This is a genomic window from Parachlamydia sp. AcF125, from assembly GCF_018342475.1.
Taxonomy (GTDB): Bacteria; Chlamydiota; Chlamydiia; order Chlamydiales; family Parachlamydiaceae; genus Parachlamydia.
Map to the genome: position 1 here is coordinate 367,467 of NZ_JAEMUD010000003.1, position 21,005 is coordinate 388,471.

Annotated in this window: 15 protein-coding genes; 5 read left to right on the forward strand and 10 right to left on the reverse strand. The window is 40.1% G+C overall.

Annotated features, from left to right (window positions below; translation table 11 throughout):
* Nucleotides 1-145: 145 nt before the first annotated feature.
* Nucleotides 146-280, forward strand: coding sequence for a hypothetical protein (locus PARA125_RS10010; protein ID WP_283248341.1), 135 nt, complete (start codon nt 146-148; stop codon nt 278-280).
* 11 nt (nt 281-291) lie between these two features.
* A complete protein-coding gene (locus PARA125_RS10085; protein ID WP_349305715.1) occupies nt 292-555 on the forward strand; it encodes a tetratricopeptide repeat protein in 264 nt (87 codons plus the stop codon).
* Nucleotides 556-746: 191 nt separating this feature from the next.
* On the opposite strand, the gene PARA125_RS07770 is transcribed toward PARA125_RS10085, so the two are convergent.
* The 4 genes from PARA125_RS07770 to PARA125_RS07785 are packed head-to-tail and all read right to left on the reverse strand — an operon-like array spanning nt 747 to nt 4,278.
* Entirely contained in the window at nt 747-2,483 is a 1,737-nt protein-coding gene (locus tag PARA125_RS07770) for a HEAT repeat domain-containing protein (RefSeq protein ID WP_213158300.1), read from the reverse strand.
* On the reverse strand, nt 2,480-3,034 hold the full coding sequence (locus tag PARA125_RS07775; protein ID WP_213158301.1) for an isochorismatase family protein: 555 nt from the start codon (nt 3,032-3,034) through the stop codon (nt 2,480-2,482). The genes PARA125_RS07770 and PARA125_RS07775 overlap by 4 nt, the downstream gene beginning before the upstream one ends.
* Before the next feature lie 24 nt (nt 3,035-3,058).
* Complete coding sequence (locus tag PARA125_RS07780; protein WP_213158302.1) at nt 3,059-3,391, reverse strand: histidine triad nucleotide-binding protein; 333 nt, start codon at nt 3,389-3,391, stop codon at nt 3,059-3,061.
* Entirely contained in the window at nt 3,388-4,278 is an 891-nt protein-coding gene (locus PARA125_RS07785) for an MYG1 family protein (protein ID WP_213158303.1), read from the reverse strand. Before PARA125_RS07785 ends, PARA125_RS07780 begins: the two co-directional genes overlap by 4 nt.
* An 818-nt stretch (nt 4,279-5,096) precedes the next feature.
* Between PARA125_RS07785 and PARA125_RS07790 the strand changes: the two genes are divergently transcribed.
* Nucleotides 5,097-7,226, forward strand: a complete 2,130-nt coding sequence (locus PARA125_RS07790; protein ID WP_213158304.1) for an LOG family protein — start codon at nt 5,097-5,099, stop codon at nt 7,224-7,226.
* A 454-nt stretch (nt 7,227-7,680) separates the two neighbouring features.
* Here PARA125_RS07790 and PARA125_RS07795 read toward each other — a convergent pair whose 3' ends face one another.
* A complete protein-coding gene (locus PARA125_RS07795) occupies nt 7,681-8,805 on the reverse strand; it encodes a DUF1207 domain-containing protein (RefSeq protein WP_249274267.1) in 1,125 nt (374 codons plus the stop codon).
* Nucleotides 8,806-9,332: 527 nt separating this feature from the next.
* Here PARA125_RS07795 and PARA125_RS07800 point away from each other — a divergent pair.
* Entirely contained in the window at nt 9,333-10,364 is a 1,032-nt protein-coding gene (locus tag PARA125_RS07800; RefSeq protein WP_213158306.1) for a phosphoribosyltransferase-like protein, read from the forward strand.
* Nucleotides 10,365-10,583: 219 nt separating this feature from the next.
* On the opposite strand, the gene PARA125_RS07805 is transcribed toward PARA125_RS07800, so the two are convergent.
* The gene (locus PARA125_RS07805; protein WP_213158307.1) at nt 10,584-11,963 is read right to left on the reverse strand and encodes a sodium:solute symporter family protein; all 1,380 of its coding nucleotides are present in this window, start codon (nt 11,961-11,963) and stop codon (nt 10,584-10,586) included.
* A gap of 457 nt (nt 11,964-12,420) precedes the next feature.
* On the opposite strand from PARA125_RS07805, the gene PARA125_RS07810 reads away from it, so the two are divergent.
* On the forward strand, nt 12,421-13,791 hold the full coding sequence (locus PARA125_RS07810; RefSeq protein WP_213158308.1) for an inverse autotransporter beta domain-containing protein: 1,371 nt from the start codon (nt 12,421-12,423) through the stop codon (nt 13,789-13,791).
* Between the two features lie 425 nt (nt 13,792-14,216).
* Here PARA125_RS07810 and PARA125_RS07815 read toward each other — a convergent pair whose 3' ends face one another.
* From PARA125_RS07815 to PARA125_RS07830, 4 genes are all read right to left on the reverse strand, one after another.
* On the reverse strand, nt 14,217-15,746 hold the full coding sequence (locus PARA125_RS07815) for an Npt1/Npt2 family nucleotide transporter (protein WP_213158309.1): 1,530 nt from the start codon (nt 15,744-15,746) through the stop codon (nt 14,217-14,219).
* A gap of 334 nt (nt 15,747-16,080) precedes the next feature.
* On the reverse strand, nt 16,081-17,004 hold the full coding sequence (locus PARA125_RS07820) for a DMT family transporter (protein WP_249274268.1): 924 nt from the start codon (nt 17,002-17,004) through the stop codon (nt 16,081-16,083).
* A 548-nt stretch (nt 17,005-17,552) separates the two neighbouring features.
* On the reverse strand, nt 17,553-19,775 hold the full coding sequence (locus PARA125_RS07825; RefSeq protein WP_213158310.1) for a hypothetical protein: 2,223 nt from the start codon (nt 19,773-19,775) through the stop codon (nt 17,553-17,555).
* Between the two features lie 763 nt (nt 19,776-20,538).
* The gene (locus PARA125_RS07830; RefSeq protein WP_213158311.1) at nt 20,539-20,778 is read right to left on the reverse strand and encodes a hypothetical protein; all 240 of its coding nucleotides are present in this window, start codon (nt 20,776-20,778) and stop codon (nt 20,539-20,541) included.
* Nucleotides 20,779-21,005 lie beyond the last annotated feature (227 nt).

Consider the following 21,005-nt stretch of genomic DNA (forward strand, 5'->3'; position numbering starts at 1 on the left):
ACGACAATGCCATGTATAATTTTAAAACATAGCGGTTTAGCTTTCTATCAAGCTATGCCTACATTCTTTGTAAGTATCTTTCGCATAAAATGTTCGATTGATTTGCCTTCCATTTTTCTTTTGAAAACTAACCATACGAGCGATATTGGAACCAGATATTCAGCAAATCCGCACATTGGCTATAGTGGCTCGCAAAGCCGGTAGGATTGAGCAAGTTAAAAAGCTTTTGGAAATTGTTGCTCTCGCTTCTCTGTTGGGTGCTGTTTTGCACAGCTTTTAAGCATTATCTCCATTCAAGATGGTCAGTACGATACAGCCTCTCAATACTTTCTTGAGACTATGCATCTTGATCCTAACAATCTCCTTTACCCTGCCAGCTTAGCCGGAGCGCTCCTTCAAGTAAAAAACCTAGAAGAGGCCCTTACAATGCTTGCTCTTTATCCTGACCGTACCGAAGGATTGAAACATCTTGATGCAGCAATATTGAGTCTTGGAGATTTTGACACGGCTGAAAAATTACTGCTCAAAGCCATTAGCTTGAATCCTTCCATCTAGAAGACTCCCATTGAATTTAGGCGCTTGTTTTTTCAAATCCACTATAAATGAAGAAGCTGCCGCAGTTTGCGGACGTATTCTTCATATCTTGCTTATTGCGATGGAACGGCCATGTACGTCATAGATTTTTTAGAAGCGTGGTAATTTGAAGGGTTTTATCACTAATTGCTAAGAGGGGAAATAGACAGCTGCTAGTGGTTTAGGCATTGTAAAAGAGACGAGGCGGCGATAATGCGCAACGATTGGAAAGGCTCTTCTAACTGCTCGATCAAAAAGGGAATAGAGGTGCTGGAACCCACTCTTCCCAACCCTTCTAGGATTTTTTCTTTAAGTTCTCGCGAAGCCTGTGGATAAGCTGTTTGTAAGGTCTGAATAGCTTTCTCCCCTCTCCCCCATAAGGCGAGGACCAGGGCTGCTTGGATACGAATTTGAGGATCGGGATCCTGAATCAGATTTTCAATGATTTCTACGGCTTCTTGGTTGCCTTCTGTCAAAAGAAGGATAGATGCCATTCCAGAAATTCCCCAACGCTTCTCTTTTAAAAAATGTTTAATAGCTTCCTGAGCTTTTGGTGATTGCATGATGGCTAAAATATTTAAAATCTCTAAACGAGTGGATTGGTCGACACTTTCAGGGTAGCATGGGATATCTTCAGCATGTTTGATGGTGCTAACTGCCAAGGCTTTAAAAATCCCAAATTCCTCCCACATCCATCTTTCCGGATGGTTTTTCAAGCCCTCTTCCAGTACGCTGCAAGCTTTTTCAATGTCTGTTTGTTGGTGAATGAGCCCTAAAGCGGCATTAAGTTGCACAAAAGGTTCATTTTCTTCATTTAAAGCATATTGAAGAAGTGCAATGCCATACTTTCCAGTCGAGACTAAAGCTCCTGCCGCTTTTACCCGGATGGCTTTGTCTGCATGTTGTAAAAGCTGCCTAAAAACTTCTTCACCGCTTGGATGTTCTGTCAAGACCAAAATCCAAGCTGCTGATATCACCACTTCGGGGTCTCGATCTTGGATTAATCGCAAAGCCCTGTTAATCGTCTGCTCCCGATAAGGAGATGTGCGCCCTAATAGCCCCAAGACCTGCAAAGCGACGGCGCGCACTTGAGCGTGGGAGTCTTGTGTCAAATCGAGCATCTCTTCTAGATCATCCACGAGCGACCATTTATAAACAAGTTGACAGGCCAGTAAACGCAATCCCATTCGATTACTTTGAACAAGTTCATGCAATTGCTCATGCGAGATCGATTCCATCATGGTAGAAAGGGCAACTGCTGCAGCCATTTTTTCTTCCAGAGTGCTCCTCTCATCTGCCAAAATTTTGATTAAATACGGCTTGGCATCCAAGACCTTCATCTCTCCTACCGCCTGAATGGCCTCTTGATAAACCTTCCAATTTCTTTCTTGGCACAACAATAAAAGAACTTTTTTACAAAGAATCTCATCGCGCATATGAGAGGAAAGTTCCACAATTGCTCGTCGAATAAAAGCATTCGAGTCCTTAAAATGATGAGCTAGTAGGCTGACTCCACGGGCATCTTGGCTAAAAAAAGCGGCTAGCAATGAAACAACTCGAATGATTGGAGAGGGAGAAGAAGCGCCTTTATGGATGATTCCCCAGGCCATTTCTTCCATAATTTGCCGGGAATCTTGATCAGATGCCCCTTGTTTATAAGATTTCCAAGCAGACACGATCTCCTTTTCATCTCCTTTAGCTGATAAGGCTTGGATGTAAGCCTTATGGATAAAGGGAGAATTGGGAAAAGTGCGGATTCCTTGCAAGGCCTCACGGCAAGCTTCGTCCACATCGTTTAGCACTAAATGGGCATGGATATGCTTGACAATGGTTTCTTCATTAAATTCACTTGAAAAGAGGTTTTGCACGGAGGACAAACAAAGTACAAATACAAGTAAGAAGAGTTTCATTTCACAAGTTGGCTTATTTGCTTAAATTCGGCAGCCGCTGCATCCTGTAATAACTCAAATAACACTGTTTCGACGCTGCTGATACGCACTCCGCAATCGCGCATTTCGGCAATGGCTGTTGAAAAATTGGAGATGGAGCGAGAAGAGATCGCATCATTTAAGACAGTCACTTCCCGCTTTGCAGAAAGCAGATCTTTTGCCGTTTGCAACATGCAAACATGCGCTTCAATACCGATTAAAACCCATTGAGTAATCTTATGTTGGCTTTCAAAACTTAAAAATGCCTTTTCTTTGGCACAAGAGAAGGCCGTTTTTTCTATCACCACTGGATTCTGCGGAAGAGCATTTTTTAGTTTTGCCACAGTCGGCTTTAGTCCTTTCGGATATTGCTCTGTCACTAAAATAGGCAAATTCAAGATTTTAAATCCTTCTACCACTTGTATCATGGAACGCAGTACTTCGCCTGAGCGTTCCATATAAGGATAAAGGCTTTCTTGAACATCAATGACTAGCAGTCCTGTTTGATGGCGCGCAAGCTTAAAAGGATGCATACGATTCCTCTTTATCTTCTGTCCTTATGCCAAAGGGCCTAATTGGCGCCCACCGATCAAATGGAAGTGCAAGTGAAAAATGGTTTGGCCCGCTAACGGACCGTTATTCGTTAACAACCGGTACCCTTCTAATAGATTAAACTGGGCAGCCAATTGCTGGGCAACTTGCATGATTTCGGCGATTAAGGGCAAATCCTCCGGAGTAACAGATTGCAAATCGGGAATCTCTTTTTTAGGCACGATCAATACATGCACAGGGGCAGCGGGATGAATATCCTTAAAAGCAATAATTCTTTCATTTTCAAACACTTTATCGCAAGGCAATTCACCGTTAATGATTTTCTTAAAGAGAGTCATAACACCTTTTTTTCTTTATTAAGGATATAATCCAAAGCATTGAGGGCATCTTCGCGTGTTTCCCAAACAGAAATAAAGCGCCCTTTATGGCAAAAAATTGCTCCGTCAATGCCTGAAATTTTTTTGAGCTCTTCATCAATTAATCCGGCCCATTCTTGGGGCAAAGGAAAACGCACATTCATTCTATCTTCGTAGGTAGGAGGAATGCCTCGTAGTTTCCAATGGCTTCCTGAGGGCATAATGACAAACTTGGCAGGATGGTTGACTCCATCTAATTCGAAAAAAGTCTCTAACCACGGGATCCCTTTTTCAAAAATTAAGCACTCAGAGTATTTATTCATGGTTTCTTCCACCACTTGCCGACAAGATTGGGTATAGCAATACCGCTCCCACAAACGCCTTAAATGCCCAAGAGCAAATTCTAAAGCTTCAAAAAATGCTTCGTTTTGAACTTGTGGGGATGCGTTGTGGTCAATCGGACTAAAGTTTGAAACCACATGAGAATAGGTGCATAAGCCTTGAATTTGAGGATCGTTTCCATTGTCTGAAGCATCCACCCCTAAAATTAAGGCGTGATTAAAAAATTGATATTCGTTCGGCTTGAGAATTCCTTGATCTTTTAAGTAGAGCAAAGTCATGCCTGCACTGCTCATCATTCCTTGATATTGCACTTGATGATGATCGAACAATTTTTGCGCCGGATCATAAATTCCCCCCACATCACATACATATTCGCAACTAGCGAGTTGCTCGAGAGAACGGGTCCTAACGATTTTATCCGAATCGATCAAATCAAAAAGCAAGAGAAGCGCACACGCCGTCACCTCATCTGCATGAAATGCTCCGTCGTGAGTCCCTAAGCTTCTTGGCACTTTTTGATCTTCCATGGTGGGCCTCAAAGTAACTGCCAGGCAAATATGACACCTTATCATTTCTTGTAGCCATACGGGCAATAAGATTTTTGCCTTCTTAAAAAAGGAACATTATGTCACAACTGGATTTTATGCAAAAGCTTAACCTGAAGAGAAATACTCTTTAGAAGAGAATTTATCCTTCAAGTTATAAACAAGCGATCACCCAGCAGAAATGCCTATCAAAATTTCTTGGAGCTCTTTCAGCTTTTAAACTTAAATACCTTAAAATTAGGTTATTACGACAAAAAGCTTTTCTAGCAACCTTAAAAGGTAACCATTTTTCGCAAGGAAAATAAGCGCAAATCCATTTTTTAAAAACATCCTATCGACAAAATATCCACAAAAAAACCCACACAGATAGAGGCATTTCACAATTTTAGTGAACAAAAGGCGCTATGGAAATCTCCCCTCTTTAATGTTAAAATAATTCTTCAAAATTAAATCGCAACCTCCTCTAACTTAAATTTTGCATTTTACTTAAGGAGAGTATCAGAGCGATTTGAACATCCCTCCAAGTTTTTTTGCAGATGACCTATCAGGTAAGCTAAAAACGGGATCCCCCTTTAGCTTTGTGGATAAAGGGGCAAGAGGCTTTCAGTTTTACCTAGCGATTGCTGGGAGTGGTTCCCATCCCTGCCTCACCCTTTTAGTCCTACTCCCCTTAAAAAGGCTGCGGAAGCAAGCTGAGTCCCCGTTTCCCCTGGCAAAGAGGGCTCTAAAATTACTCGTCGTAAATCTCTGCTTAAACTATGATGAAAAATCCTTAAAAATTAGGAGTAAAAAGCTATCCTATGGAATTTGATTTTGATTATTCTTATCCAGATTTAATAACCCCTGATGGTTGCATTACGTCCATAAAAAAAATTGATGAAAGAACTTCTCACGCTGTGGTTTTTATCGAAAATATTCCTCCCGTTTTTGTGGGATATAAGATTGATGCTTCCTTAATCTTTTTTAACATAAAAAGTACCTTAGCCCAATTAGGAATTGACGGGGTCAATCAATCTATCCAGCTTAACCAAAAAAGTGGCTGTGCGGAGGTGTTAGTAGAGCTTACAGCCTACGGAGCTCTCGCCATAGAAATGCTTAATCTTTTGCAAGCAGGGGCTTACATTGGCAAACTTTTTGCCGCTGACGACCGGCGCCGAGTTCGCAATCCCGATTACTTATCGCGGATGTTTGGAAGAGCCGACCGCTGGGGAAAGCCTCTTCTCTCTTTAGGAGGGCTGCATGGCAGCAATGACCTCATTTTAGAAAAAGTAGAGGGGCGTACAGTCGCTTATCTTTCCTTGCAACATGGACGTGTGCAATACGACCCGACGACCTATGGTTTTCTTCCCACCATTGCAAAAGCTTTAATTAGCAAAACCCCCATGCGGGATATGCTTCGCTTGCATCAAGAGTGGAAATCCCATTTTCCTAGAAATATTGAAGGAGACGAAATTTTGTTGGTGAAAACCCTCCCTTTGCATATTCGAACTGTTTTCGGAAGGGTCGTAAACGAGCTTCTCTCTCAGGGCTATCAACACACCTCTGCCTCTATCCTTCAGCCCGATACGACAGCTTCTGGGGATATCTATGAGTTATTTGGCAGAAGCGTCCGGGAAATTACAGATATTCCGCTAGAATTTTATACTTTAGAACCTTACCGCGAACACGTCTTTTTCTCCGATCGGGATCAATTGCAACTCTCTCTCGAAGATAGCGAGGCTTTATTCAAAGCTTTCTCGACAGCTCCCACTCCTATTGAAAACAAAGCCTCTGTCTTTGTGGTAAAAGGTGAACAGCTGCTTTCTTTAAAACCAGAGGATTGGATCAGCCGAGAAACCCGTTTTCACGATTTTCCCGGCCAAACACAGGCTAACCGTCAAGCCCTGATGGTGGAAAGATATATTGAGCAGCAACCAGCCTATCCTTTCTTAAAAGCAATTGACGCAGGCTACATCACAAGCCAAGGTATTTTGTTAACTCGCTACTTTCCCTCTCCTTTGATGAAACGGATGCTGCTCAGCGATCAAATTCAGCGTTGCTTAAAAGGGATCTATTTCCAGTACCCTTCGCAGAGCTATGGGATGTTTTTCTCAGCTGAAGATCGCGCGCTTTTACACGATTTAAATAAATTTGGAATCCCCGTTTATTGGGTCGATGAAGCAAGTGGAAAAATTTTGCAATTCACCGAAAAAGCCTCCCGCGATTCGGGAATGTTTGTGCCTCTAGATCAGGTGGATACCTTTTTGCGAGCCACAGTTTTTGGAATTTATGGATCCAATCTATTAAAAGGAAACTTTGATAGAGAGTTAGAACATCTTTTACAAGGAGTGCTTGAAATGCGAAAAGAGATGCAGCACCCCTTATTGCATGCCTCTACCCCTCTGGCCCTTGTCACCGGAGGAGGACCCGGAGCTATGGAAATCGGCAATTATGTGGCCACCAAATTAAAAATTTTGTCTTGTGCCAACGTGGTCGATTTTAGGCAAAAAGATAACTCTATCGTCAATGAACAAAACCAAAACCCTTACGTACAAGCAAAGATGACCTACCGATTAGATAAGCTTGTTGAGCGACAGGCTGAATTTCTTTTAGACTTCCCTATTTTTCTAACGGGAGGCGTTGGGACTGACTTTGAATACTGCCTAGAAGAAGTACGCCGCAAAGTGGGCTCCATCCACCCTTCTCCCATGCTTTTATTTGGCGAAAAGGAATACTGGAAAGACAAAATCACTTCTCGTTTCCGGTGTAATTTAGAAAGTGGCACAATTATGGGTTCTGAATGGTTAAGTAACTGCTTCTATTGCATTCAAAATGCAAAGCAAGGCCTTAAAATTTACCGTGAGTATTTTTTAGGAAAGCTTCCGATTGGAAAAGACGGCCCTATTTATGAGGAAGGATTTGTCGATGCAAATCTTCTCTTTAAAGATTAAAAATTGTGACGACCGCTCTTTAGATATTTGGAAGCTGTAAAATGCCTTGCATAAAAAAAGAGCTAGCTTGCTTCTAGACAAGTGTGTCTTAACTTCCGAGAAGACACCCGAAAGCACTGAAATAACTGCAATAGCTATCCTTTCTTCCCACCTCAGCAAAAGTTTTTAAGAAGGAAAAAGCTTTTAGGTCTGCTTTTATTAAATGATCAATTTTTTGCACTAAAGCCTGCTAACCTGCGGCAACTTTTGCACTTTCGAGACCAACCGCGTATTGCCTTACTGTGCCGCCTAGGACTACTCCCTTTTTACTGGAGGCGCCTCTCTTTGTTTAAACCCTTAAGAGAGGAGCTGCAATATGCAGAAAGCAATTAAAACAGCTCCTCGCGCAATTCGCCAAAGACCCCGATAAAAATCCCTTCACGGGCCCTGGTTTGTTCTCTTTAAAAAGCTCTCCTTAATAGCCGTAGACTAGACGAATGCTAAGGTAGTTATTCGCTATTCGCCCAAACTGCCCATCCACCGAATAGCCATCATGGTACTCTGCGAAAAGGCGTACTTTTTTGCAGCGTCCACATATTTTTCCCCATTCGTATCCTAACGTGTAAGTCATATCGACGTGGTTTTTAAAATCGGCTCTATAGCGGCAATGCATGGCATAAAAAGGAACCCCATACAATTGTTGTCTGCGATCAATAAAACCAAGGCCTTCCGCTCTCAATTCTATGCCCCCTTCCGCATAAATTCTACGTATTTTAAAGGATTCATCTTGGTGCAAAACGCCTCCTACAAGTCCGTATAAGCGGATTTCATCTGTAAAATCATGCGAGACAGAAAAATCTAAAAACTCTGCACTTGGGTTAAGACGGTCAAAGCAAGGGTGCTCTAGTAAAAACTCATCTCCAATATGGGCGGAGACGTGAAAAGCACGCAATCTAAATGACCAGTTATCGATTGCATAGGTAATCGGTATGGCAACATAGTAATCTGCGTTAATTAAGGGAGCCGTTTTTTTCAAAGGCGCAAATACCGCCCACAGAGCTCCTTCAATCTCGATTTGCATTTGACCCCACCATGGCCATACATAAAACCATCGGTAAAGGGGTAATGTATCCCCATAGGAGACGTCTATCACATTTTTAGCTAACGCTTGGTCATTAAAACGCCAACCGACTGAATAGCAAACCTGATGAGGATCTGCAATAAAGGGCCTAAATAAAACGGGGTCTTCGGGTAGCCAAACCCCTGTTAGGCCATTGTGCGTGCCGCGAGCACGTTCACTTAAAGTAAAGTCATAATAACTCCAAGGAGAACCGTGAGAATAGTGATGCCACCGTTTCCAATATTCGTAGTTTTCATAGGGGTCTTCTTCCTCGTTGTAATTTGCCTCTTGCAATTCTCCCTGGTAGGCTTGGACTTGGTTGCCTTCGCAACCGTATGCACAGGGGGTTTGCATGGAGGGTTCATTTAAGAATATTCCATTTGAGGATTCCTCCGTGGTTGGTGCATTAGCAAAAAGAAAAGAAGTCGCTCCCACCCAAGTTAAGAAGGCTAAACACACTTTTTGAACAATCTTGCTCATCTGAGTTCCCATTTTATTTGTTTCCAGCTTTCTGACATTTATTCAAGCAGACGTCATGCTATCCAAAATGCAGCAAAAAAATAATCCTATACTGAATCAGCAAAAAAAGGGAAAGATAAAAAGCGCATTTGGCGCTATATTGCCTGAAAATCATCTATAAGGGTGCCTGCTCACCTAAAATATTTTGCTCACAGGCTCCTGTTGCTAATAGGTTTGTATTGAATGCTCTAAATTAAAACTTAAAAAACAAAATTACATTACCTTGAATAAAATATTTGAGCTAAATTAATAATTTTGCTAGCTTTTTTGGATTAGTCAACTTTTTTGTACGATTGTGAGTTTATGAAAACTTATTCATTTAGGTTTCGGGCAAAACTGTGAGACTTTTTTAAATAAATCCAGTTTTTGATTTAAATATCCAAGCTTTCCTTTTACAGCTTTGATTGAGACTGACGTAAATAAAATTATTATTAAAATCTAACGGTTACTGAATTAATTAGCTATCTGCGACCAGGGACAAACCACTCATGGAAGCTTTCGAACGTTTTAAACTTGTCTTATTACTGTTTTCCGCCGGCTTTTCAAACGGCATTTCTTCCGCTGCGGAACTATACAAAAAATTTAATGAAGCCAACATCACTTTAGCAGAAATTAATCAATGGCTTGATCAATTTGACCAAGAAGACCGGGAAGCCGCCATTATGCTGCTTCAACAAATTGACTATTATTCTTATCGGCAGCTCATTAAAGATCTTTCCTTTTTACACCGTCAAGTTCTCGCTTGTTTAAAGAAGGAAGGATTTATTGAAGATGACACTAAGGAAATTTTATTTAATAAAATTGATTTCTCCAAGACCTATCCCGCTAAAAGTGGGGATCTCATCTCTTATTTTTACCGTACTGCCAATAAGATTCGGGGCGTCGCCTTTAAAAACTTGGATGACCTTTACCGAGATGGGGAAGATAAATCCAATCGTTGCTTGATTATTTTAGATGATTATGCCAGTACAGGCACTCAGTTTTTATTTGAACAGTATGCCAATGCACACTACGACCTTTTTAACCATTATCGAAAAGTTTTTCACGTAGTCTTAGTCGCCAATAAAAGTGCGATTGAAAAATTTGAGAAAGTTAAAAGGGGAGACCATGAATCGCTTGCTCAAGATTTTTTTCAGATTTTAAATGTCAATGAAGAGGCTGAGAAAAAGAAAATTTATGAAAATGTCAAAAAAATCCATTCCGACAAATTAGAAATTATCTTTTTACATCAAGAAGTTCCGCTTTTCGAAAAAACCAAAGACTGCGATGCTAAATCCTCCGAAAAAATTGCCGATCTCCTGCAAAAATATTGCATGAAACAGTACTTAGGAGGCAATTATGACACCAATGGGCACACGGTCTTTTTTTATAATTGCCCTAATAACCTGCCGGAAATTTTGTGGAATAGTAAATCGAAAAAACGTGACGGTTCTCCTTGGACCCCCCTCTTCAAAAGAATTGAGGATCTTAGCATTTACGATATGGCAAAAGGAATTCCAGCAGAGGAACAGATTTGGTAAAGCTTAAATTCTAAGTCCAAATTGATTACCCGATTCCTATAGATTCGAGAAGCCCAGGCTATCTTTTGCGCTTGCAGCGTTGAGCAGGGCTCCTAGCAACTTCTGCGAGTATCCACCAGAAAGATACCTTTTTCTTCCCTTAATTTTCTTGGCTTTATCATAACCTTTGAGTCCCTTTTTCCTGCCGTTTAGCAGATTGACTATCGACAATAGCCGCAGTCAGGCAGAAATTTTCGAATCCACATATTCTTCGCCCTCTGCTCGGAATAACCCATCCCCTAAAAAATAGCCTAAAAATGAAAGGCCTAAGCTACAAACCTCTCGACCCAGTTCTAAGGATGCTCCTCTAAAGGCGATAAACCCGAGGGCTCCGCCCAGCATAGATATTCCAGCGGCATATTTATTTCCTTGTTTTTTAAATAAGGCAAAACACAAAGGAACAAATAAACAACTGACAGAAAGCTCATAGCTCAAGATCAAAAGATCCACAATATTGCTAAAATAAAAAGAAAAGAAAATTCCAGATATCGCAATTAAAGCGGAAAGGAATTGAGAAAAACGGACCGCATTCATCCTTAAACCTGTTAAGCTAAAATCTTGGGATAAATTCGAGCTGACGGCATTAATTAAAGAGTCAGCCGTAGAAATAATCGCAACCAAAATTGCGCAACCGACCAGAGAAGTGACGAAAGGATTGGTCATTTCTTGAATTGCAACCATTAATACGCTGCTTCCAGGAGGTATGAGGAGGGCATTGTTTTTAGCCATGATTCCAAAAAAGATGGGAATTAAGCTTACTGCAAGTGTACATGCAGCTGCACAAAGGGTTGCCATCGAAACAATTTTGGGAGATTCTGCCGCAAAGCAACGTTGTCCCATATCTTGCTCAATCACCATAAAGAGTAAAGGCATCAAAAGCCATCCAGAGAATTTGGAAATATCGACTGTAAAATTTTCATTCCCCCCACTTTCTAACCATAGGGCACTTAAAGGATAGTCAAGGGTATAAAGGGCATAACCGAAACAAAGAAAAAACACGATCACAAAAAAACACGCTTGAACAGCATCGGTGGAAATGACAGCTTTTAATCCCCCTAAACAGGTATAAATAATCACTATCCCCCAAAAAATAAAGAACCATACAGGATTATCCACCCCTATGCTGATCATAAACTTCTTTGAAGCTACAATTTGAGCAATGAAAATAGCAAAAAGGGAAAGCACGGAAAGAAGAGAAGCAATTTTTTTTAGGATAGGCGATTTATAGGCCACTTCAAAAATTTGCGCAACAGTCGAAACTTGGAATTGGGAAAGCTTGCGCCCCGCCCCAACGCCTAGTAAAACCAAACCTAAGCAAGCTCCTAAAGGATAAAAGAAGACGCCCCATCCATATTTATAAGCTTCTTCTGCAGATCCTAAAATTAGCCCCCCTCCCACTTGAGTGGCTAAAAACGTCATCATTAAAGGGAAAAAACGAATTTGCTTGCCTGCTAAAAAATAATCTTCCTGTGTTTTTGTCCCCCTTGCTGATTGGCTTCCTACAATCAAGCAAATCAATTGAAGGCCTAATAATGTCACAATAAAGGTTGTCAAATCCATAATATCTCGCTGTAATCTATAATTTTAAAATAATGAAGTTAATCAGACAGCAGTTCAATAACGACATTGTCTGTTTGAAAATTTTAATATGTAAAATGAAAAAATAAATTTACCGTAAAAGTAAACTTAGCAAGAATGGATGGGGTGATGGTAATGATGAGCAAGAAAAGGTGCAAAGGACAAGCGATTTGAAGAATTTGTTGAACAAAATTGACCGGGCAAAAACCTGCCAAATGTTTGTAGGGTCTTTTGCATATCAAAATTCCTTATTTGAATCATTTCCCATATAAATGCTTGAAAACCACTTTTGTTCAAGCTATACACCCAGGGTAACATAAGTTTAGAAAAAAAGCTATAATATGTTTTATTTTATCTTTTCCTTCTAAAATCGTTGACTTTTTTTTAAATCTTGCTTATCAGATTAAAATTCATATAAACCTCAAGAAGGATTTTTAAAATGTTATCCCCCCTATTTTCCTCTAAAATGACATTGCCCGTCGCTTGCTTAGCAATTTTAAATCCTGGGATTATGCAAGCGGCTTATCCTGTCAACTCCTTTCAAGCTGAGGAATATTATTCAGAGGAAAAAGACAGAACCCCTTCTTATAAGAGTCAGCAGCCGAATCTCCACCCACAAGAAACCCCTGCCAATCTGACCTCTCACGGCCATACTCCTCATCAAACACATGAAAGAGATCCTCAAGCTATTTATTCCCCCTCTTATACCCAAAGACACGCTTTCATTCATGGAGACTCTTCCCATGATCCTCGCTATGACGGGCAACCTATTTCTCAGCAACCAGGGCATACTCCTAATGCTTCTTCTCCTCAAACAAAATTTTATCAGGAAAGACCTGTGCCTCAACTCCCATGCGATTATCCCGGTTATTCGCAGAGCTCCTACTCTAAGAATGAAGAGCTGAGCGATCAAGCTAAAGGCGAGCCAGCCATCTTGCAAATACCCCCGCCTCCAAAATCTCTCCGTTCTCCCCGCCACAATCCTCCCTGTGAAAATCAGGCGTTTTCCCTATCCCAGGGGTGCCAATTTTCTCAGTTTGGCTATTTACGTGGTGCCTACACATTTGGAGAAGGGATTGGAATTCGAGAGTCCTTTTCCACATTAACGGCTACTTTTGCCCCTCTTGTCCCTTATAATAATTATTATCCTTTTTTAGATTTAAGGGCCCATTACATTAAAAATAGCCGTTGGGCAGCCAATGTGGGTGGCGGTCTACGCTGGAGAGACAGCATGACAGGCTTTATTTTTGGAGCCAACCTGTACTATGATTATCGAAAGACAGCTCAAATGGATGCCAATCAATGCGGATTTGGGCTTGAATTCTTGACACCTTGTTTTGAAATGCGTTTAAATGCCTATTTCCCTTTAAAAGATGGCAACCATTGCGACGGGCATGCTAAGCATGAATATAAGGGACCGTATTGCGCTGGATGGGAGCACGTTGAAGTGACCCAAAAAGGGGCCGATCTTGAAGTAGGACACACCTTCTGGAAATGTCCTTACTTTTCTCTTTTTGGGGCAATCGGAGGGTATTACTATACAGATGTTTGTGGACATCGTCACCACTCCCACCATCATAAAAAAAGGTGGGGAGAAAAAGCGCGAGCTTGCCTAAATTTAGGTTCTCTCTTAAGCATTCAAGCAAGATTTTATCATGACCAGTCTCAACATAGCTTTTGGCAAGGCGTAGCCATGCTATCAGTCCCGCTCGACTTTTGTTTTCGGGCTGCCATTCAAGAAAACTACACGCGCGTATTTACCCAACCGGTTGAACGAAACGAAATGATTGTTAAAAGGAGATTTTATTGATAGGTTGCATGAGAACACAGCCGTTTGAGACTCAGATATAGAACGACCTATAAAATCGTAGAAGATGGTTAATAGCCCATGTAATGCCCATGCAAAAAAAGCACATTTGCTTAGAAGTTATAGCCCCGAAAAATAGAAGCATCCTACATAGGTAAAAGAAGTACAGATGCTTGCGCTGGAGGCCATTTTTCAATTTCTCAGCTCCGAAGCATTAGAGGCCGGTATGGTAAACCCTAGCTTTACCTTACAAGATTGCTTTCAATCCATATTTGATAGGTATCTATCTTACGTATCTATCTAGGGAGAAGAGAAGCAAAGGCTTGTTCCGGCCACATGGTTTCTACTGGAAGCAAAGTGACCTTTCAATTTGAAAAGCGAGAAATTAAAAATTTCCCTCTTTGAGTAATGCAAACCCTTTTGAATAATTAAGCAGTTGTCTGCAAGGAGTCTTGAAGGGCGCTTTGGCCCATTTTAGTTTGCACGCGATTTTTTAAAAAGTATACAGCCACCAGCCATGCCAGAACAGAAAGGATAATGATGGGGGTTAGAAAATGGGCAATACTTAAAACTGAGCTAACACTCAAGCATTCCATTAATCCAACTTGTATCCACGAAGAGCCCGATTTTCCAAAGCGAGATGCCACTACATCTACTGCGGCTTTTCCTTTAGTTTTGGTCTCCTCATCCAGTGAAATATAGGCCATTTCTTTTGTAGGATCAAATAAACAATATTTCATGGATTTGCACGCTACATTGTGTAAAGCTCCGCACATGACAATTAAGGTCAAACCGCTTGCTCCAATAGCCAGGGGCGATTCGGCATAATAAGCGTAGGATAGATAAGTTCCTAAAAAAATAGCGGACGCAGTTCCAAGTACAATTGGAGTAAGTTTTGCTCCTCCGCTCCAACCAAAAGTGCGAATAATGTTGCCGCCTGCAAACAACGAGAGAAACAGTGAAAGCCAGCCTGTAATGGAAGAAATAAGCCCCATAAATGCTTGGTAATCATTCGAATTAGGATACTTTAATTTCAAAGTGGCCTTCCAAAGAACTTCTACCATATTCACAGAAAGGCTATAGCCAATCACCATTAGAGCGATCCAGCCTAAGTTTGGAGAAAACAAAATATGGAGCAAACTTTCTTTCAAAGAAAGGCCTGCATTTTTCTTTTTGCTAGCGATAACTTGGATCCCGTCTTTGGCAATATGCCGATTCATTAGCCAATAAGTAAAAAACATGAGTAAATTAACCAGGGTCACAAATCCCATGAGATATTGAATGGTCAATAAATAGGAGTGGTTGACAAAGGATTGGGTAAAATACCAAATCAGATAACCGGCCGCGATAATCCCCACATGCCCTCCAGCCGATAAAATGGTATAAAATCTGGAGGCCTCTTTAATCGTATTAATTTGGTTGGCAAATCCCCAAAAAAGCAATCCAATGACAACCCCTCCCCAAAGCTCTGCCATGAGAAAAAACAAAGAATCCATCCAGTTGCGGTAGACCGCAACCCAGTGCCCTCTCTCTTCGCCGAGAACAGAGATTAGCCAGTCCGCAGATTCTGTGGGAGAGAGGAGCTCTCGATTAGGATAAAGAAAAAAACCATAGATAGCAAAAAAGGCAAGAAAAGGACATAAAGCGAAATAAAACAATTGAGAAGACGAAAGATGATCGCTAAGTTTTGAATAGACAATCATAAAAAGAAATGCAAAAAATAAAACAAAAGAGCCTTTTAAAATCGGGATGGTTTCGGCTCCGAATCCCTGAGTTACAATTAAAGTGTCTTTAGTTGCATGGAGAATCGCAAAGTTGAAGGAGACACAAAATTTCAAGAAAAGAAGAGAAAACACCTTTTTATTTTCAGAATAATGAACAGGCCATAACCTCCTGCGCCATTTGCTTAACTTGTCAGAAGGTTCCCCGTTTTGTTCGTCCATAGGAGCAACACTCATGTTAAAGATCTCCTATAAGGAAACTTACACTGGTAGGTAGCGTGATTAATCTCGTATTTTTTTGCATTAAAGCCCAATTACTATTTGCAGGATATGTTTTTGCTTCCCAAAAAGGCTAACAAACAAACAATTTTTATTCAAGGGGTTTACAATAAACACATTCGCTCTTCTGCAAGCTTCCACATTCTATGCAGAGATCCCCAAAAAGTTTTAGCTTAGTAGAAAAGCAGCAGTTCAAGTTAGTAAGTAAGCGGGCTTAAAAATCAAATCGACGCTGCGGTCTCAAAGGAAAAGCTCCTCCTACAGATAGAGCTGCGTGTGCCTCTGAAACTTTTTATCGTATATGTTGAGGAGAGAGTGTGTTTGTAGCCTGAATTCCATAAAATACAGCGCTTAAAAGGATTCCAATCCCCAGAAACTCTTCCAGAGGGGGAAATCTTTGTTCAAAAATATATACAAATAACAACCCAAAAATTGTTTCAAAAATTGTCAATTGTCCGGCTAGAGTAACAGGCAAATACAAGCTTGCTTTATTCCAAAGATAAGCGCCAAACCACGAACAAACGCCCCCCAGAATTAAACAACCATTGAGAAAGCGATATAAAGCTGAATTTAAAACAGTATATTTTTCCCATTCAAAATCATTCCCAAACACAATCAGTCCAATCCCCCATATAACCGCCCAAAATAACGTCGATACTCCCACTAAAGTAGACCAGGTTGTTGAGGCCATTTGAGGGGTACTTTTTAGAAACTTAGCATTTGCAACCACATACCAGCTCCAGGCAAAATTTGAGAGAAAGCTTCCCAGAATCCCAAATCCATAGTGGGAAAATGACTGCACCTTATTAAAATAGGGAAAATTAATGACAACCAACCCAAATAAAATAAGCAGAGAAGGGAAGAATAACCCCCTAAAATTCCTTGTGTGCTCCACCCAACTTCCGTACAAGGAAATTGTAATGGGGCTTATGCTTAAAATAAGCGTACACACCGTAGGATTCGAATAGCGCAGAGCTAAGACTAGGCAAGTATAATAAAAAACTGTTGATACAAACGAAAAGCCTAGGGCTCGAAGCCAAATAGATAAGGGATAGCTTTGTCTAAATTTATTTTGGCTTAGAAAAATACCCAGGGAAAGGAGGCCATATACCAAATAACGCCCTAAAACCACTTCAAAAGAGCTAAATTCAACCATGGTTTGGGGAATAATAAAAATCAATCCCCACACAAAACAGGCGGTTAAGGCGAACATCATTCCCTTGAACATACTTGAAATCATTTTTAAATTTAAAAGAAGTTTTAGACGCTAAAATATGGGGATTATTTTAAAGAATAATTTAAAATAGTGCAATTATATTAGCAAGCTAAAGAGAAGTTCATGCCTTCCTTTTTTCTTTTTTGATCTTTGTTTTTAATTTGGCTATAGAAGCCTAATCCAGATTGCAGAGCCTCCCCACCTCTCAAAATTTTTGTACAACTTTATCTCCCTCGATGATTGGCAAAAAAGTATGAGCAGCAAAAAGATCGCTCTTTCCCCCTTGGAGTAAGGATTTATTCCCTTATCAAAAGAAGAGCAGTTCTTCCAGTTCATTCAAAAATTTTGATTGGAGAAAAATTGCGCAATTTTAAAGCTTGCGGCAGGCAAGCTAAAAGGGCGCATAGGGATTATACGCTTGGCCTCATAAGCCTCATGATGAATCCCTTGCAAAAGCAGGAATGCCTCTTTAGCAAAGATTTCTTCCTTTTATACTTAAATAATAGTCTCTAGGATTTTTATAGCTTGGTTGTTTTCACTTAAATGGTTTACTTTTTCTCTCTCTCTTGCATCCAACCTATTTGCTTTCCAGTTAGCCACTTTCTTCTTTCTCCGCATATAAAGGGTAGCGCCTTCAAAAAAGCGACGCTTGTCAGTTTAGGCAAAAGTGTCTCAGTCCTTTTGCTTTCCACCGGCCACATTTTGTCAAAATTTTCCTGCGTTTTAAGTTGAGAATAATCAAAATTCAATATTTGCTGATCTTTTAAAGCCTTCCAATGGCCTTCTGAAAAGTAGGGAAAAAGTTGATAAAGTTTTTCCACCGGCAAAGCTTGGATCCGTGTTTGAAAATTCGAGTTTTGTTGGGAGAAAATTTCGTCAAAAATAGCTTGATCAATTTTTGAATAATCAAATTGACCCAATACTTCTAGGCTGAGTTTTCCCCAATCTCCTTTCGTAAAATATTGGCTAAGCACATTTATAGTCGCTAAGGGTAATTTTCCGAGCAGATTCCATTTTTCTTCCTCTTCTCTGAATATGGCGTTAAAAATTTCTTGATTAATGGGATATTTAGCAAAGTTAAAATGGATAATGTGCTTTCGACTTAAGTGTTTCCAATGGCCCGTACAAAAATAGGAATGAGCGCGATAAATTTGCGCGAGACTCAAGGACTTTATCAGGTCATATCCTTTTGTTTGAGTAAAAAACGTCTTTAAAACATCTGGATCAATTTCAGAAAAATCTAACTTGATTAGCTGGTCTGTGCTTAATTTACTCCAGTGTCGAAGAGTAAAATATTTCATCACTAGCTCAACTTTAGAAGGAGCCAGCCTTTGAAATAACTCTGGAATAGAAAACTCGTTAAAAATAGCCTCAAAACCCGCTTGAGTCATTAAGCTATAATCCAGAGACAAAATTTGTTCCTCTTTCAATCCTTTCCACTCTTCGCCTGTAAAATAGGGGCATAGTTGGTTTAGCTGAGGCGGCTTTAAAGATTGTAAAAGAGTTTTACCGCGCTTGGAATTCTTAAAAATTTCGTTAAAAATTTCTTGATTAATATAAACAAAATTTAAGGCGAAAATTTGCTCATCACTCAGGCGAGTAAATAATTTCGGCGGAATTTTATCTAGGCAACGATCCACTTGTGCGGTAGAGAGCAGATGCACACGCTCTTCTGCGAGAAAAAACGTTTCAATTTGATCTTCTGACATCCATTTTGTATTCAAATCTTTAATAATCGAATTAGGAAATAAAATAAATGCCATCGGAGGAAGATGGCCCATCCATTGATTAACCCATCTGCCTTCCAATTTGTAAAGTTGGATTAAAGAAAGCTGTAGAAGACCATCAAAAGACACAATAGACGGCTCTAATTCTTGTCGGCTTGTTGCAGCCAATTTTATGAGGCGCTTTCGTATGACCCTTTCGATAAATTCGGGCTCGAAGCCTTGCATATTTTCTAAAGTTAACCTGGTAAATTCTTCATCTGAAGCAAGCGCATATTTTAAGGGGGAATTTTTCCATCCTTGCAGAAAATCACGTAAAATAAGTTTGCAATCAGGAATTCTTTTTAATCTTTTTTTAAGCTGAATGGCTCTTTCAAACATTTCTAGTCGCTTGCTTATCGCATCTTTTGATAATTCTGCTGCAGAGCTGTTTAAAAGTGAATAATAAGGATTGGAAGAATCTTTATCATTCATAAAGTGGGAAAGAGGAATTTCCAAAAATTTGAAGCCAAACATGTCAATTTGGTTGTCGGAGAGGGTCCCTTCTTTTTCAGAAAAAAATTTACTAGTAGATAAGGGCTTGTTTAAGGGACCATCTGCATCTATGGTAAGAGTTAAAATATCTGGCAAATCTTCTCCATCATCCTTGTCCAAATCTAACTCTGTATTTTTTAAAAGGGGTTCTTTTTTAACACTTATGCGTGCCAATTTTTCAAAATTTCCTCTGGCAGGATCAATAAGAAGTGCGTAATGAATGCTCGTTTTTCTCTTAGCCATAAATTTTCGAAAGCGAGCAGAGGCATAAGCTAGGCCAAATGAAATAAAGATAAAAAATAGTCCACAAATTTTCCTCAAGGCGATTTCTTGGTTTGAAAAAATACGAACCTTTTTAGCCACAAGCTTATAATGTCTTTTACGAAAATCTTCGCCTACAGGGAGACGATTTTCATCTATAAGCTTATCTTTATTTTTAAATTCGATCTTCTCTTCCCATTTGGGGTCAGAACGGATTTCATGCAGATTTTTTATAAATAGAACGTTTTCCATAATCCTTTCATTTGTTTAAAAACTTTAAATTCGCGATCAAACTTTCGCAAGGCTGGGAGGCGTTTTTCTTCTTAATTTTTACTTTTTTGACGTGCCTCCTCTCCAGCCTCACAACGACAAGCAATCATTTTTAAGAATTAACACACGCCCATGTAAGATAAACTTTACCTGAGTTATTCCTTCCTGTTTTTACTAAGTTCAGATAGGATTAAATCGCAAAGACCGTAAAAATCTCTTTACCATAAATCTCTAAAATTTTTATATCAAAATTTTAAAAATTCCTTTTCCGAATTTTTAAGCTATATAAAAATTCAAATATCCATGTGAGAATTCAATCGCTATGAAGATCCCCGCTTTTCTTTTGCTTTTTTTCGTTTTTGTTATGCCCATCCACCTATCGACTTTAAAAGGCTGTCCAGTTCCTTCTAAGCCTGCTGAAAAATCGGCCCCTGCAGTCCCTATAGAGGCTTCACCCGAGCTGTAAGAGCAGCTGAAATTACAGATGCTGAGGATGTAAATGGGCGTTCAAGGCAAAATAACCTTTGGATGCCTTCCTAAACCTTCCACAACTAGCTCCATGCGGAAGATTCTCGGAGTTCTTACTGCCCCACCAGCCTCCCCCACGATTTTTTTGACCTCTTCTTATATTGGCCAATGGCGCCACTGCGGAAGGATGGCTTGATAGGCTCCCTTCGCAGGCAAACTTACCTCGTTTACCTTTGCGTATATCCTTTCTGCCAACTTGTTGCAATGGCTTTGGAAGTTAGCTTAAAGCAAACGGGTGTAGGCAGGGGCATAAAGCGCCTCCTAAGCCTTTAACCAATCTAGAAGAAACGGTAAAAACCGTAATGACGAGCCCTTTAGGATCAGCTGAAAACCAAAAGTCAAATCTTTTATCTTGTTTAGTCCGGACCATGTGGACCAATGAATTATATATTAAAATAAGAATTTGCCTTCTTACGCGAGCATCGCCAACCGAGCAGAGCAAAATGTTAGGCTCCAAAAATTAAACCTCGCAGGCAGAATAAGCCGGTGGATTATCCCTGCTTGTTTTCACTTTTCTTGCTCTTTAGTGGGAATAGGCTGCCCAGCATCTAAATATGGCAAATAAAGATAGCTATCTAGGTTATTCCCTCTATGGATCGGCTCTATCTTGGAGTTTATTTCGGGTTTTCAAATGGCTTTTCAATTGGCTGCAAAAGGGTTTCTTTCGATAAAGTTTTCGTTTCT

Bases quoted from the DNA above. Each gene is read 5' to 3' on its own strand.
- PARA125_RS07770 (WP_213158300.1), bottom strand. From the start codon at position 2,483: ATGAAACTCTTCTTACTTGTATTTGTACTTTGTTTGTCCTCCGTGCAA.
- PARA125_RS07775 (WP_213158301.1), bottom strand. From the start codon at position 3,034: ATGCATCCTTTTAAGCTTGCGCGCCATCAAACAGGACTGCTAGTCATT.
- PARA125_RS07780 (WP_213158302.1), bottom strand. From the start codon at position 3,391: ATGACTCTCTTTAAGAAAATCATTAACGGTGAATTGCCTTGCGATAAA.
- PARA125_RS07785 (WP_213158303.1), bottom strand. From the start codon at position 4,278: ATGGAAGATCAAAAAGTGCCAAGAAGCTTAGGGACTCACGACGGAGCA.
- PARA125_RS07790 (WP_213158304.1), top strand. From the start codon at position 5,097: ATGGAATTTGATTTTGATTATTCTTATCCAGATTTAATAACCCCTGAT.
- PARA125_RS07795 (WP_249274267.1), bottom strand. From the start codon at position 8,805: ATGAGCAAGATTGTTCAAAAAGTGTGTTTAGCCTTCTTAACTTGGGTG.
- PARA125_RS07800 (WP_213158306.1), top strand. From the start codon at position 9,333: ATGGAAGCTTTCGAACGTTTTAAACTTGTCTTATTACTGTTTTCCGCC.
- PARA125_RS07805 (WP_213158307.1), bottom strand. From the start codon at position 11,963: ATGGATTTGACAACCTTTATTGTGACATTATTAGGCCTTCAATTGATT.
- PARA125_RS07810 (WP_213158308.1), top strand. From the start codon at position 12,421: ATGTTATCCCCCCTATTTTCCTCTAAAATGACATTGCCCGTCGCTTGC.
- PARA125_RS07815 (WP_213158309.1), bottom strand. From the start codon at position 15,746: ATGAGTGTTGCTCCTATGGACGAACAAAACGGGGAACCTTCTGACAAG.
- PARA125_RS07820 (WP_249274268.1), bottom strand. From the start codon at position 17,004: ATGATGTTCGCCTTAACCGCCTGTTTTGTGTGGGGATTGATTTTTATT.
- PARA125_RS07825 (WP_213158310.1), bottom strand. From the start codon at position 19,775: ATGGAAAACGTTCTATTTATAAAAAATCTGCATGAAATCCGTTCTGAC.